This window comes from Vibrio sp. OPT24 (genome assembly GCF_015163545.1).
Taxonomy (GTDB): Bacteria; Pseudomonadota; Gammaproteobacteria; order Enterobacterales; family Vibrionaceae; genus Vibrio; species Vibrio cyclitrophicus.
In genome coordinates, this window is sequence record NZ_JADDYI010000053.1 from 896,175 (window position 1) to 911,702 (window position 15,528).

The 15,528-nt window shown below is 45.7% G+C and carries 10 protein-coding genes; 6 read left to right on the forward strand and 4 right to left on the reverse strand.

Annotated elements, in window-relative coordinates:
- Positions 1 to 2: 2 nt before the first annotated feature.
- The 3 genes from IQO02_RS17640 (at position 3) to IQO02_RS17650 (ending at position 5,220) form a co-directional block, all read left to right on the forward strand.
- Complete coding sequence (locus IQO02_RS17640) at positions 3 to 3,095, forward strand: tetrathionate reductase subunit A (protein WP_016794825.1); 3,093 nt, start codon at positions 3 to 5, stop codon at positions 3,093 to 3,095.
- Positions 3,096 to 3,507: 412 nt separating this feature from the next.
- Complete coding sequence (locus tag IQO02_RS17645) at positions 3,508 to 4,149, forward strand: c-type cytochrome (RefSeq protein ID WP_010431654.1); 642 nt, start codon at positions 3,508 to 3,510, stop codon at positions 4,147 to 4,149.
- 9 nt (positions 4,150 to 4,158) lie between these two features.
- A complete protein-coding gene (locus tag IQO02_RS17650; protein ID WP_016767382.1) occupies positions 4,159 to 5,220 on the forward strand; it encodes a c-type cytochrome in 1,062 nt (353 codons plus the stop codon).
- Between the two features lie 185 nt (positions 5,221 to 5,405).
- Here IQO02_RS17650 and IQO02_RS17655 read toward each other — a convergent pair whose 3' ends face one another.
- Both IQO02_RS17655 and IQO02_RS17660 read right to left on the reverse strand, forming a co-directional pair.
- Positions 5,406 to 6,335 carry a LysR family transcriptional regulator gene (locus tag IQO02_RS17655; protein ID WP_016767381.1) on the reverse strand — a complete coding sequence of 310 codons (930 nt, stop codon included), beginning with the start codon at positions 6,333 to 6,335 and terminating at the stop codon, positions 5,406 to 5,408.
- 26 nt (positions 6,336 to 6,361) lie between these two features.
- The gene (locus tag IQO02_RS17660) at positions 6,362 to 6,802 is read right to left on the reverse strand and encodes an Lrp/AsnC family transcriptional regulator (RefSeq protein ID WP_010431662.1); all 441 of its coding nucleotides are present in this window, start codon (positions 6,800 to 6,802) and stop codon (positions 6,362 to 6,364) included.
- Between the two features lie 141 nt (positions 6,803 to 6,943).
- On the opposite strand from IQO02_RS17660, the gene IQO02_RS17665 reads away from it, so the two are divergent.
- On the forward strand, positions 6,944 to 7,528 hold the full coding sequence (locus IQO02_RS17665) for a LysE family translocator (protein ID WP_010431665.1): 585 nt from the start codon (positions 6,944 to 6,946) through the stop codon (positions 7,526 to 7,528).
- 56 nt (positions 7,529 to 7,584) lie between these two features.
- On the opposite strand, the gene IQO02_RS17670 is transcribed toward IQO02_RS17665, so the two are convergent.
- Entirely contained in the window at positions 7,585 to 7,974 is a 390-nt protein-coding gene (locus IQO02_RS17670; RefSeq protein WP_010431668.1) for a DUF1294 domain-containing protein, read from the reverse strand.
- A 180-nt stretch (positions 7,975 to 8,154) separates the two neighbouring features.
- Between IQO02_RS17670 and IQO02_RS17675 the strand changes: the two genes are divergently transcribed.
- Together IQO02_RS17675 and pulA are read left to right on the forward strand one after the other, a co-directional pair.
- A complete protein-coding gene (locus IQO02_RS17675; RefSeq protein ID WP_050613098.1) occupies positions 8,155 to 9,927 on the forward strand; it encodes an alpha-amylase family protein in 1,773 nt (590 codons plus the stop codon).
- Positions 9,928 to 10,330: 403 nt separating this feature from the next.
- Positions 10,331 to 13,978 (forward strand): pullulanase-type alpha-1,6-glucosidase, encoded by a 3,648-nt coding sequence (gene pulA / locus IQO02_RS17680; RefSeq protein WP_016787363.1) that lies wholly within the window; start codon positions 10,331 to 10,333, stop codon positions 13,976 to 13,978.
- Between the two features lie 604 nt (positions 13,979 to 14,582).
- Here the strand turns inward: pulA and IQO02_RS17685 are convergent.
- Positions 14,583 to 15,410 carry a MalM family protein gene (locus IQO02_RS17685; RefSeq protein WP_010431676.1) on the reverse strand — a complete coding sequence of 276 codons (828 nt, stop codon included), beginning with the start codon at positions 15,408 to 15,410 and terminating at the stop codon, positions 14,583 to 14,585.
- Between the last annotated feature and the right edge of the window lie 118 nt (positions 15,411 to 15,528).

A 15,528-nucleotide genomic window follows, 5' to 3' on the forward strand; every position in this document is an offset into this window, starting at 1 on the left:
TCATGGATAACAAACGTCGTCAATTTTTGAAAACAGGCCTTGCTGCCGGTGGTGTTGGAGCTTTTGCTGCAGGTTATGCGACAACCACAAAACACATGGTTCACGGTGCTATTGATGGCACCGCAGGTAAGAAAACCAATCACATCCATCACGGTAACTCACTCGAGACGGAATACAGTGTCGATGAGCAAGGTAAGATCTCGCCGAATCCAAACCAACGCGTTGCACCATCAATGTGTTTTGGCTGCTGGACATTGTGTGGTTTGCGTGTGCGTATCGATAATCGCAATGACGAGATTTTGCGCATCTCAGGCAACCCGTACCACCCGCTATCAAGCGACCAACAGATCCCGTTCAAAACGCCTGTAAAAGATGCCTACATTGGCTTGTCTGGCGAGTCAGGTATCGACAATCGCTCGACAGCCTGCGCCCGCGGTAATGGCATGTTAGAGATTCAAAATAGCCCTTACCGAATCACTCAACCGCTCAAACGTGTCGGTAAGCGCGGTGAAGGCAAGTGGGAACCCATCAGCTACGAACAGCTTATCTCTGAGATAACCGAAGGTGGTGACTTGTTTGGGGAAGGCGAAGTGGAAGGCTTACGTTCGATTCGCGACATCGAAACACCACTTGATCCGAATAATCCTGAATACGGCACAAAAGCTAACCAGTTATTGGTGACCAATGCCGGTAATGAAGGCCGTGATGACATCTTGAAGCGCTTTGCATTCAACAGTTACGGCACACGAAACTTCGGTCATCACGGCTCTTACTGTGGCTACGCATTCCGCGCGGGTTCTGGCGCGATCATGAATGACTTAGACAAGTTCTCGCACTTAAAGCCCGACTTTAATAACGCCGAGTTCATTCTTTTCATCGGTATGTCTCCGGCTCAAGCGGGTAACCCGTTTAAGCGCCAAGCACGACAATTGGCTGAGGCGCGTACTAACGGAAATCTCAGCTACACCATTGTTACTCCAAGTCTTCCGGCAGGATCGTCAAGCCTTGCCGCGGGCGATCGTAACAACTGGCTTCCGATCAAACCGGGCACTGATTCAGCATTAGTTCTGGGCATGATCCAATGGATCATCGAGAACCAACGATACAATCACGACTTCTTGTCTCGCCCAAGCGCACAAGCGATGCAAAAAGCAGGCACCACGCATTGGTGTAATGCTTCACACCTTGTGATCAGTGACGAAGCACACCCACAAAACGGGCGTATGCTTCGCGCATCGGATGTGGGTTTGCTAGAAACAGGCGAACCAATGTCTGATGATGATGGATTTATCGCACTAGATGTGACAACGTCACTGATGTCATCGCATATTCAGGTGAATGAAGCGACTCTGTTCGTCGATCAAGACGTCGAAATCGATGGTCAAACCGTTCGTGTTAAGTCTTCTCTACAAAGATTGAAGGAAGAAGCCTTCAAATACGACCTTGCTTATTACAGTGAGCAGTGTGAAATCCCGCAAGACCAAATTATTGCACTAGCGAAACGCTTCACCAGCTACGGAACGAAAGCCGTCGTGGATACTCACGGTGGTAACATGCACACCAATGGCTTCTACAACTCGTTCTCTATTCTGATGCTGAACGCGCTGATCGGTAACATCAATGCTAAAGGCGGGGCGATGGCGAAAGCGGGTGGCTACCCAACTTCTGTTGCAGGCCCACGTTACGATTTTACTAAGTTCAAAGGTAAGACTAAGCCTCAAGGTGTGTTCTTATCTCGCAGCAAATTCCCGTACCACAAGACCAGCGAATACAAACGTCGTGTTGCCGCAGGTGAATCACCTTACCCAACACGCGCGCCGTGGTACCCAATCTCAGCGCCGCTTTTAACCGAGCATTTATCAGCTGCCATTGATGGCTACCCCTACCGCGCAAAAGCGTGGATCAACCACATGGCGAATCCACTTTATGGCGTTCCAGGCTTAGATAACTTACTAGGCGAAAAGCTTAAAGATCCTAAACAGCTTGGCTTGATCGTGTCTATCGATGCCTTCATCAATGAGACCACAGCGTTATCGGATTACCTCGTGCCAGACACAGTGACCTACGAAAGTTGGGGCATGGCAACTCCATGGCATGGCGTTGCGACCAAAGCGATCACCGCTCGTTGGCCGATAGTTGAGCCTAAAACCTCACGCACTCAAGACGGACGCGCCATCAACTTAGAGAACTTCTTTATTGATCTGGCAAAAACGCTTGATCTCGGTGGCTTCGGTGAAAATGCAATCAAAGACAGCCAAGGCAACTGGCACGGTATCCACAGTGCGGAAGACTTCTACCTGCGCTCTGCGGCTAACTTAGCATTTGCCAAAGGCGGCGTGCCGAATGTGGATGCAGAAGACATTGTTTGGTCTGGCCTTGAGCGCCTTGTACCTGTGATGAACAAAACGCTTAAGCCTGAAGAGATGCTAAAAGTGGCGTATATTTTTGCGCGTGGCGGTCGTTTTGAAGACGCAACCAATGCGTATACCAATGAAACTATGAAGTACAAATGGACCAAGCCACTGGCTATTTGGAATGAAAAGCTTGGTACCTCTCGCAACACCATCAGTGGCGAGCAGTACATGGGTTGCCCGACATGGTATCCACAAAAGCTGGCAGATGGCACGCCATTAGCAGAGCAGTTCCCAGCAAAAGAGTGGCCATTTACTCTGACCAACTTTAAATCCAATATTCACAGTGCGGTATCTAACCTATCACCACGCTTAGAGTCGATCAAAGGCGTGAACCCGGTTTACATCCACCCACAAGACGCCTCTTCTGCAGGCATCAAAACCGGTGACGTATTTGCTATTGAAACACCGAGCTCAACCACACATGCGTTGGCGATGGTGATTGATGGCATCAAACCGGGCACATTAGGCTTTGAACATGGCTTTGGCCATAAAGAGCTCGGTGAACGTGCACACTGGATTGGAGACACACAACAACCAGTAAAAATGAAGTCAAACGATGGCGTTAACATCAATGATATTGGTTTAATTGATCCGACGAGAGAAGGCAAAGGTGTGATGCTGGATTGGGTGGTAGGCGCAGCAGCAAGACAAGCACTTCCGGCTAAGATCTACAAAGTCTAATCAGTGATCCAATACCTATCCCTATTCATTCCTGAATAGGAACGCAGCAGAGCAACTTCGTCATTTGAGGTTGCTCTTCTTTTCTAACCTATTCAACGCCAAACCATCAACCCTTCACATCACTTCCCTACATGTTTCTTACCTAGCCCCATCAAGCGTCTATGCTTATACAATCGGTGCCATAAAGAGCCTTAATAAGCAGTTACACCGAGGCGAACATGGCAGTTCCCTTGCACTTCGTTAACGGCAGTTGGATTCGCCTATCGAAATTCACACCAATACCATTATGGTGATTAAGGTTATTAATGTGAGACTTACCTCAAGTTCCAAGTGAATTAATGTGGAAATCCACAATAGCGCGAACATCCAATTATGTCGAAAATGCGTGCATTACAACCAATAGCGACGCCTCATGATTAAGCTGAACATAAAAACTCAAACTCTAACGCTTTGCATCGCTGCTCTGGGAAGCCTTTCTTTATCCGGTTTTGCACAAGCAGCGCCTAATCCAATGCCAGAAGCCGCAGAAACCTGTAGCGGTTGCCACCAAGCCGACGGGAAAGGCATGCCTAACATCGCCCCTATGCTTGCAGGGCTCAATGCCGACTACCTCGAACATCAACTGGTCTTATTCTCAAGTGGCGAGCGTCAAAGCGCGATCATGAAAGGGATGGCGGATGGTGTGTCTGATCCTGCGATTCGTCGTGAAGTTGCCGAGTACTTCGCTTCGCTTCCTTCTTATGAATTCAGCGATTTAGAACAGCGCGGCTCACAAGCTGATATTGATAACCCTTATCGTAAACTGGTATTCCAAGGCGATTGGGACCGCAACATTCCAGCTTGTGCAACCTGTCATGGGCCAAGTGGTATGGGCGTAGATAAGTTCCCACGCCTAGCGAGCCAGCACGCCGACTACATTCAAACTCAGCTCAACGCTTGGAAAAACGGCACTCGCAAGGGTGATGATTTGAACATGATGGGCAATATCGCGGACAAGTTGACCGACGATGAGATCAAAAACCTGTCTTACTACTTCGCATCTTTCCGATACTAAAGGGCTCGCATGAAAACATTACTCTTAATTACCGCAACCCTTGCTTCTGGAATCGCTTACGCCGAAGGTGAGTTACCCGATCGCCAAACCGAACTGCCAGCTGTTGAGAAACCACAAGATAACAAGTATCTGGTGCCACGAGACTTGGTCGATATTCCTGCAGGGGAGTTTGGCGACAAAGTTAAACTGGGTTATTCACTGTTTGTCGATTCACAACAGATGCGCGGTACGTTCGTCGGCAATGAACAAAACTGTGTCAACTGCCACATGCAAGCGGGCATGAAGGCGAATGCAGCACCTCTATGGGGAGCGTATATGGCCTACCCTGCTTACCGTAAGAAAAACGACAAGGTAAACAGCTACGCAGAACGTATCCAAGGCTGTTTCACTTATTCAATGAATGGCCTGCCACCAGCAGTAGGCTCAAAAGAGATGGTCGCGCTCACGGCTTATTCATACTGGCTAGCGATGGGCGGCATCTTAGACAAGAACGGCATGCAAGACACGCCGGTTCCTGAGATCAGCGATGCCGATTTACAAGTCGGAGGAAAAGCAGATAGCTTCCCTCTTCCTGAAGAACTGCTAAGCAAATACCCAATCGATGACCGCAGCAAGTTGGCAGGTCGTGGCTACCCTAAGATTGATAACCCTGAACAAGAACCGTCGATAGCGCGTGGTGAAAAGGTTTACCAAACCAGCTGCCAAACCTGTCATGGTCAAAATGGCGAAGGCATTAAAGGGGCGGATGGCCGATCATACCTACCACCTCTTTGGGGCGAGAATTCGTTCAACTGGGGCGCAGGTATGCACCGAGTGAACACCGCCGCGTACTTCATCTACGAAAACATGCCGCTTGGAAAAAGCCAACAGCTGTCAATTCAGGATGCGTGGGATGTGGCAGCGTTTGTAAACAGTCATGAACGCCCACAAGACCCTCGATACAAAGGCGATGTTGCCGGCAATGCTAAGCGTTACCACAGCCACCAAGGTTACTATGGCAAAGAAGTCGACGGTCATGTACTGGGTTCAAAAGCCTACCCAAGTGGTAAAGAAGTGATTAATGATCACTAATTCGTTTTAAAGAGCAGTAACCGGCTTTCGTGAGTAGTCATGCCTTTCAGTGAGACCGGATAGTTGCTTACACCAGCTATAGCTAAGCTTTACATTGTAAATTGGTTACAACTGGACGAATAAAAAGGAGCCAAATTGTTTAACGATCTGGCTCCTTTTTTGTGTTTGAACGATTAGAAAAATAACTAACCTTGCTGCATCTTCTCCCAAATCGTCGGAGAGCCAATATAGTCTTGAACCGTAGTGATGAATTCTTTAACCAGCTTGGTCTGCTTACGGTGCGGATAAACGGCATAAATAGCCGTATCAGCAGTAGAGATTGGATAGTCTGGAAGTAAAGTGACCAAGCCAAGTTCTTTCATTGAGGCATACAAGTTTGATTGGTCGAGGAAGCCGTACCCTAGGCCATCTCTTACACAAGAGACCATGGTGCGAACATCACTCACCTTATAGTTGCCACGAATCGTTAGGCTTTGGAAAGTGTTGCCATGCGGCTCTTCACTGATACGCAGATGATCGACCGTCATATCGCCATTGGTATAAATTACAGCAGGTAACGCGAGCAAATCTTGTGGCGTTTTAGGTTCGCCATGCTGCTTCACAAAGTCGTTCGAGGCAACCAACATAAAGTTACTGTCGGCAATCTTCTTCGCAATCAAATTCGATTCAACAAGCTTGCTGAAGCGAAATGCGATATCAAACTGCCCTGCGATAATGTTGGCGATCTTGTCGTCCAATGACAGCACGATCTGAACATCCGGGTACTTTCTCATGAACTGCGTGATGATAGGTTGCAGATATTGCTGACCAAAATAGATCGGTGAAGTAATTCGCAGCACACCTTTGGGTTCAGACTGATAGGAATCAGCAATACCTTGGATCTGATTGATGGTATCTTTCAGCACATAGGTTTGCGCGAGAATATCTTCCCCTGCTGACGTCAGCGAGAACGAGCGCGTGGAACGGTTGAGCAGCTGAACACCTAGGTCTTGCTCAAGCTTTTTTATTTGTTTTGAGAGTGATGAGTTGTCCATATCATGCAAGGTTGCCGCTTTGGTAAACGACCCTTGTTGAACCACATCTAAGAACAATAACAACTGATTAGTACTGGGCACTGCGCCTCTCCTGAAATAAAACTCGACTAGCGTTCATCTTTGGGGGTATCCATCACAACCATGGTCGTAATGGATTGAACCTGAGCGCATTCCCCAAGCACATCGGCATGAAACTTCTTATAGCCCGGCAGATCTTTGGTTTCTACCCTCAGCAAATATTCGTTAGCACCGGTAATGTTGTGGCACTCCACCACTTCTTTTTCCATGCTGACATGCTGTTCAAATTCTAGCTGAGCCGATTTGCTGTGGCTCGATAAACCAATCGAAACATAAGCAATAAAGCCGACACCCATCAGGCCATTATCCAGAACCGCGCGGTAACCTTGAATGATACCTTTACGTTCGAGATCTTGTACTCGCCTTAGGGTCGCTGAAGCTGACAGGCCAATTCGTTCTGAAAGCTCGATGTTGGAGATTCTGCCGTCCAATTTAAGCTCTTGCAATATCCTTTCGTCAAATCTATCCATAGGTACTTATTATTGTGCATTTAGTGATAATAGAGGAAATAAAAGCACATAATTGCCTCACTTTCCACCTACTATGTTTCTCAACACGTGAAAGTCATGACCGGTCAGTCACTTCGTTCATTTTATTGCTGGAGAACCATTATGCCTTTAGAACAACTTAGCGCACTTGCCTTGTTTGCGTTTGTCTCGACCTTCACGCCGGGTCCAAATAACATCATGCTCATGACATCAGGTGCCAATGTTGGCTTTGCCCGTACTATTCCGCACATGCTTGGGATAGCTCTAGGGTTTGCCGCGATGTTGTTGTTGGTTGGCTTCGGCTTAATGGGCATTTTCAACGCTTACCCTGTTTCTCACCAAATATTGAAGTACCTAAGCCTGACTTACCTTGTGTACTTAGCAATTAAGATTGCATTGAGCGGCAAAGCCAAAAGCACCGAGGCTTATAAGCCCATGACCTTCATTGGCGCGGCAAGTTTTCAGTGGGTAAACCCGAAAGGTTGGTCAATGGCACTGACTGCGATTTCAGTGTACAGCAGTGGCAGTTCATGGTGGGAGCTTGCGATCATCGCGGCGATCTTTACGCTAGCCAACTTACCATCCGTGACCTTCTGGACGGCAGCAGGCAAACAGCTACAGCACTGGCTAACAACGCCGGTACGCATCAAAAGCTTTAATTACGGCATGGCGGGCTTACTGTTAGCCTCGACGATTCCGATGCTCTAATCAAATAACGTCCTATATTGTGATGGTTAGTACACGAGTACTAGCCATCATTCTCGTTAAAGATACCCAATAATCTCACTTAACCAACGACCAAATAACGCCTGCCCGCTCGGTGTTAACGTCCACACAAACGCTGCTACATTCATTGACACAGTCAGCCAATAAATCGCTCTGAACGGTTGTTTTTGCGTTTTATGACGCAGCTTATCTTGAGCGATTAACGCCCCTAGCCAACCACCAGCAACAGACAAAATGTGCAGGGTTTTCTCAGGCACACGCCAATTACCATTGATCGCTGCTCTCTTGTCCTTTGCGTATACAAAGAACGTCACCACACCGATAACTAAATACCACGCCAACAGCGCTTTCGAACTTTCTACAAACAACACAGACACCACCACCAACACCATATAGGTGATAGCGATTTGAATAGATGAAGACAACATCAACTCCTTTTGGGTAACAGCTCATATACTGTAGCAATTACGCCCTATAGATTTTGATAAGGATGAGCCGTTATTTACCACGATTGGTATAAATAAAACAGCAATTAGGTCAGCCTCCCAATTAAGAGAAAAGCCCTTCCATCCCTACATAACATGATGGAAGTTAAAGGAATTTTAAATATGTACAACCAAAAGTACGCCATCTACCAAGTTTTTACGCGTTTATTCGGCAATAAAAACACCCAGCATGTTCCATGGGGCACAATCGAGCAAAATGGCGTCGGCAAGTTCAATGACTTTACCGACAAAGCGCTATCGGAAATCCGCAAACTCGGCATTACGCATATTTGGTATACCGGAGTGCCACATCACGCCGTCATCAATGATTACAAACACATCGGGATTTCAGACAATCACCCGAGCGTAGTAAAGGGACGCGCAGGCTCACCTTATGCAGTCAAAGACTATTACTCAGTAAACCCAGACCTCGCTGAGAACCCTGAACGCCGTGTAGAAGAATTTGAGTCACTAATCAAAAGGAGCCACAACAACGGTTTAAAAGTGATCCTCGATATCGTACCGAATCACGTTGCGCGTCATTATCAAGGCTTAAATAACCCAGAGGGAGTCAGTGACTTTGGCGCTCAAGATGACATAACACTCGAATATCACCGAAATAACAACTTTTATTACATTCCCAACAGCTCCTTTGAACTGCCAGATATAGCTCCTGCCTTTACCCCGCTTGGTGGTGAACAGCACCCTAACCTACGCTCTCCGTTTATCGAAACGCCCGCCAAATGGACAGGTAACGGCTCTCGCTTAGACAAGCCCAATTTCGATGATTGGTATGAAACGGTGAAAATCAATTACGGCGTGCGCCCTGACGGCTCAAAAGATTTCCCTGAACTGCCAAGTGACTATGCTCAGAGAAATTACATGGATCATTTCCGCTTCTGGGAATCTGTTGATGTACCTAGCTCTTGGGTTAAATTCCGAGACATCGCCTTGTTCTGGTTAGAAAAAGGCGTTGATGGGTTTCGCTACGATATGGCAGAGATGGTGCCCGTCGAGTTCTGGAGTTACCTCAACTCATCGATAAAGATGGAAAACCAAGATGCCTTTTTAATGGCAGAGGTTTATCAGCCGGACTTGTACCGCGACTATATTCACCTAGGAAAAATGGACTACCTGTACGATAAAGTTGACCTTTATGACGGTCTAAAAGACATCATGCAAGGCAAGGCTTCAACGGCAATCATCCCCGATATCCAACATCAGATGATGGATATTGAACATCACATGCTGCATTTCTTGGATAACCATGATGAGCAACGCATCGCTTCCCCAGAGTTTGTTGGCAATCCACATATCGCAAAGCCTGCAATGCTCGTCAGCGCATTATTAAGCAGTTCACCGACCATGATCTATTTTGGACAAGAAGTTGGCGAACCGGGAGCGGAAGATGCAGGCTTTGGACAACCCTCACGTACCTCTATATTCGATTACATCAGAGTCCCACAACATCAAAAATGGATGAATCACGGTGCATTCGATGGCGGATTATTAAACGACAACGAAAAGCAACTACGTCACTTCTATCAGAAGGTAATGAACTTTTCCCTTGAGCACTCTTCAATAACTGGTGATTATCAAGACTTACACCAGAGTAACAACTTGAGTGATTCCGTTTACGCATTCCTGCGCTATGACAACCAAGAGCTCACCATTGTTGCCGCAAACTTCAGCCAGGACGCCACTGAGAGTATTCACTTGAAGATTCCAAACGATGTTGTCCTAAAGCTCAAAATAACTGATGGTAATTACTTGCTAGATGAACATATTGAAGGCGTTCAACGGCAAAAATTCACCATTGAAAAGGGCATTGGTACTTTTAATATCGAATTAAAGCCGCTCGCATCTTTGGTTTGGGTATTATCGTTAGATGAATAACCTATCTATCAATATTAGTTTCCAAGCAACTATTACCTTTCTCGTTGATAATTAACTTAATTTCCGAGTTAAATTAACAGACTCTCAATTCGATACCTTCCTCACATTAATAAGGATGAGCTCTCATCCTTATTATCTACTCCTAGCATCTACGCCTTAGGTTATTAATATCGAATATATGAGCTATTGATCCAATTAATTTTACTTAAACTAAATACAAAGCGTGATACTGACACTAGGTTTCGTATTTTTACATATTAAAAATAACTTTACATATAGCCATCACAAATAGTTGGCCATCATTCGGACTAGGATATTCATCTTCATAAAAAGTGAAATATGGATATTAAACGTGAACAATATAAATATTAATAAAAACGCGACTCTACAAAGTACCTTTAACATGACCAAAAAGAGGAGCTTCAAACGCTCTACTTTGGCTAAAGCGATTTTACCTCTCTTCACGGCAACTTTGATCGCAGGTTGTGGCAGTGATAATGATAGCGACAACGGTACAGAGGCTGGCAACAGTGGCTTGTACAAAGCGGGCGAAAACGAGGTTGTTATTTATTACAAACGTGATGTTGCAGCCGCGAGTACTTCTGGCTCAACCTACGACGGCTGGGGCCTTCATCTGTGGAACGGCGAAGGCTGTACCAGCACTGACCTCGTTGCCATGGGTCTCAGTGAAACTGGAACCGATTGGAACAGCCCTTACGAATACGAGGGTATCAGCGATACCTATGGTGCTTACTACGTGTTGAGAGTGAATCCGGACGCATCTGACCCGCACAAGTGTATGAACTTCATCCTACATAATGGCGATGAGAAAGCATTTGGTAGCGCCAATTCTAAAGTCGAGCTAGATAAACTTGGTGAATCCCAAGGCGTATTCGGTTTCCATGGCAGCAGTGAATTGTATTATGACCCGATTTCAGATCGCCCAGTCAATATTGACGGCCAGAAAGCACATTGGTTAGATACTACCACCATAGGTTGGGAAGCAGCTGATAATGCTGACTCTGTAAAATTGTTCTATGCATTAGATAACAGCATTACCATGAACGACGACAAAGAGATCGTGGGTGGCACTGCAATTGAACTAAGCAAAGACGGGGAGCTGTCCTCTGAATTGAAAGAGCGTTTCCGACACCTTGCAAGCTTACCTGCCCTTGCTATCGATGTGGACGGCAGTACGCTACGTACCATCTTGAAATCTCAGATAATTCTTGTTGCCTACAATACTAATGGCGACGTTACCTCTTCAACTGAGGTTCAAAAGCCGGGTGTGCTTGATGCGGTATTTGCAAGTGAAGATGCTGGTAATGCGATGGCTGAAGAACTAGGCGCTATTGTTGAAGGCAGTGCAGCGACCTTCAAACTATGGGCGCCAACCGCTCAAGATGTAGAACTCGTCCTATACAGCGAAGATCTGCAAAGTTCACAAGTCATTCCAATGACGGAAAGCACTGAAACCGGTATTTGGGCAACTGACGCTGTATCTAATGCAGTCAACAGTTACTATCGTTACCAAGTGAAGGTTTACCACCCAACTACAGGTAACATTGAGACTCGCCTAGTAACCGACCCTTACTCTCTGAGCTTATCGAAAAACTCTGCGTACTCTCAAGTCATCGACCTTGATGATTCAGCATTAATGCCTGAAGGTTGGGTTGGATATAAACGTCCTACTGTAGAGAAAGACGAAGACCACGTGCTTTACGAATCACACCTTCGAGACTTTAGCTTCAGCGACACTCTAGGTAAAAAAGAATGGAACGGCAAATACCTAGCGCTCACAGAAGCAGATCGTGAATCGGTTAAACACCTTCAAGAATTGAAAGATGCGGGCTTAACGACACTACATATCTTACCCGCATTCGATATCGCTACCGTCGATGAAGATGAAGCGAGCCGTGTCGATATTACGGACACCGTTGGTAAGCTATGTGATGTAAAACCTGCTGCCGCCTTGTGTGGAAACGAAGACGAAAATAAGGTCATCGAGGATGTACTCGATGGTTATGACCCTTCTACAGGCGATGCCCAAGCGCTAATGAACGACCTGCGCATGCTCGACAGTTTCAACTGGGGCTACGACCCATTCCATTATACGGTTCCAGAGGGAAGTTATGCGACAGATCCAAATGGTTCTAAGCGTATCCTAGAGTTCCGTCAAATGGTGAAAGCCACGCACGACATGGATCTCAAGCTGATCATGGACGTGGTATACAACCATACCAACGCGTCTGGTGTGAACGATAAATCAGTACTGGATAAGATTGTCCCTGGGTACTATCACCGTCTTAACGTAAACACTGGTGGCGTCGAAAACTCGACTTGTTGTGACAACACTGCGACCGAAAACCTAATGATGGGTAAGTTAATGGTCGATTCACTTAAGGTGTGGGCTGACGACTATAAAGTGGATGGTTTCCGTTTTGACTTAATGGGCCACCAGCCAAAAGACGTGATGGTAGAAGCATTGGAAGAAGTGCGTAAGATCGATCCGAATACCTTGTTCTATGGAGAAGGCTGGGACTTTGGCGAAGTAGCAAACAATGCACGCTTCGACCAAGCAAACCAAATCAACATGGCAGGCACAGAAATCGGTACCTTCTCGGATCGTTTACGTGATGCAGTACGAGGCGGCAGCCCATTTGATGGTGGCGTCGATTCAGAAGGCAACCACCCGCTTCGCTTTAACCAAGGCTTTGGTAACGCAGCGATTGCCAACGAAGAAACCAAAGTTGATCAAGATTCGATCAATGGTCGCTTGCATAACCAAGATCTTGTTCGCTTAGGTATGGCAGGTAACCTCGCAGAATACGTGTTGATTGATTACAAAGGCGACACCAAACTGGGTAAAAACGTTGACTACAACGGCGCGCCTGCTGGCTACACCAAAATGCCTTCAGAAAACATTTCTTACGTTTCAAAACACGATAACCAAACGCTTTGGGATAACAACGCTTACAAGATCGCGGCAGGTACTAGCTCAGCAGAGCGTGCTCGAATGCAGTCTGTATCGCTTTCTACCGTGATGTTAGGCCAAGGCATACCATTCATCCATATGGGTTCTGAACTACTTCGCTCTAAGTCTATGCAGCGTGATTCTTACGATTCAGGTGACTGGTACAACCGCGTCATGTTTGATGGTACTGACAATAACTGGAATGTTGGTTTACCACGTGAAGATAAAGATGGTGCTAACTGGGATTTGATCAAAACCATCATTGGTGACAGCACGGCTGAACCGGACGCAGACGACATTGCGCTGACTAAGCAGCAATTCCTAGAACTACTCAAAATCCGTAGCTCAAGTGAACTGTTCCGCTTAGACACAGCAGACGAAGTCATGAAGCGAGTCGACTTCCGTAACGTTGGCGAAGATCAAGTCGAAGGCCTGATTGTAATGTCTATCGATGACGGCGTGTCTGCGGGCGAAGATCTTGACCCAGCCAATGATGCGATTGTGGCAGTTGTAAACTCAACCAATGAATCTCAATCGTTCAAAATCACAGGTGCGAAAGGCTTTACACTTCACGACGTTCAACAAAACTCCGCTGATAACACAGTGAAAGGCGCAAGCTTTGCCGCTGAAACCTTCACGGTACCTGCATTAACCACCGCTGTATTTGTACAAGTACAAGGTGACGCACAAGGTGTCGGTCTGCCAGTTGATAACTCTGATAAAGATGTGTCTAGCATTCCTCCATACGGTCAAACAACGGTTTACGTTCGTGGTCACATGAATGGATGGGGTGCAGCTGATAATTGGGCGATGAGCTTTGTTGCTAATGGGATTTACTCTGTAACAGGTACTTTGGAAGCGGGGGACTATGGCTTCAAGTTTGCCGATGCTGACTGGAAAACACCTAACTTCGGTTGTGATTCAGTTGAACTTGCTGATGGTTCAATCGACCTTGGTACTGATGGTAACTGCCAATTAAGCGTAGTAGAAGCTGGCGACTACACATTCACTCTAAATGCGATTCATGAGTTGGATGACAGCGTTGAAAAAGCGGTCGTTTCAGTAACCAAGAACTAAGTCTTAAAGCATAGAATTCTAATAACAAATAATAAAACCAGCGAAAGCTAGCCTTTTGGGAGACGTCAGTCTCCCTTTTTTTGTGCTAAATAAACTCCAATCCAAATGAACCACACGATTCTTACTATCCTTACATCGATCGATGCTCTTTGATGAAACGATGCACAAACTGTCTTGGGTCTTGGGTCTTGGGTCTTGGGTCTTGGGTCTTGGGTCTTGGCAGGCCCAATAGCGACTATGCCTAAAACCACAAGCATGATTGGAGATCCTAATGACTTATCGGTACTAAGATAAGTAAAGACTTGGTTATTAACTTATGAGGTTCAAAAATAATATAACGAGAGTCAATAGATAGTGTTATTCGATAGAGCATCGATAATTTAGCGTAAATAGCTTTAGCGTAAATAATTATGGCTACTATTGCTTTCAGCTATTTGGCAATGGGTAACAATGGCTGTTTTAGCCACTCTATCTAGCTTGGTTATTTCGGTCACCTCTCTCACCAAATTTATTTTCCACTCAAATTATATTTATCTAAAGCAATAAAAAAGGACCCAAACGGGTCCCTTATTATCATGTCATTCAGTATTTACAAACTGTTGAATTACTTTTTATTGACAGCTTTTACAAATACTTCTTGCGCGCCTTCAATACCTAATGCTTTTGCTTCATCTAATAAGCTAAGAGCTTTAGGAATATTGTCTTCAGTTACAGCTGTTTGAATCGCATTGTGATAGTAGGTTTGCGTTTCAGGTTGAATAGTATCGATTTTAGCAACAGCAGGTTTAGCATTAGATTCACTGTTTGATGAACCAATTGAGAAGAAGCTCGCTTTATCGATTGTAACTTCTATCTTACCAACGTTAGCATTTGGAATCGGGATATCTTTCACTTCAGGTAAATAATTACCACGGCCTTCCGCGTCCAAACGAGCAGGGTGGATCACATCAGTAAAGCCACCAAGATCGTTTTGATCTGTGTAGATAACTAAATAAACTGATTTTGCTGTTGTCGGTGGGTAAAAATCGTTCTCAGTAACGAGACGGTTCCCCAAGTGCAATCTTGGTTTCGCGTATTCGAAGCTATCTTTACCATAACGCTCTAGCTCACGACCATTTTCGTCATAGATGACCGCATTTGGAACAAAGGCAGTATCACCGATAATGCTCGTGATATTAATTGAATACTCACCGCGGTCTGCAGGCAATTCAATCGCTACTACAGGGCTGTTTATGCCTTGATAGTTTAATACTTGGCTATTTGGTGTCACGTCAAAAATTGCCGAGCTTGGTAGCTTCATAGGAGCAAATTGAAGACCAGTAATCGAGTTAACTTGTTCAGCTTGTGCAACTTGCACTTGTTCGACTACTTGTGCTGATTGGCAACCGGCCAATGCTACACAGCCACTCAACATCAGAGCTTTGAAATACATAACCCTTCCTTTTTTATTTTTTTAAGAAATTTACTAACTTTAATTACCACAAAGAGAACTATTCACCTAGGGAACGATCAACTTAATCGTACATTCCTTAAAAAAATAGCCGACGCAA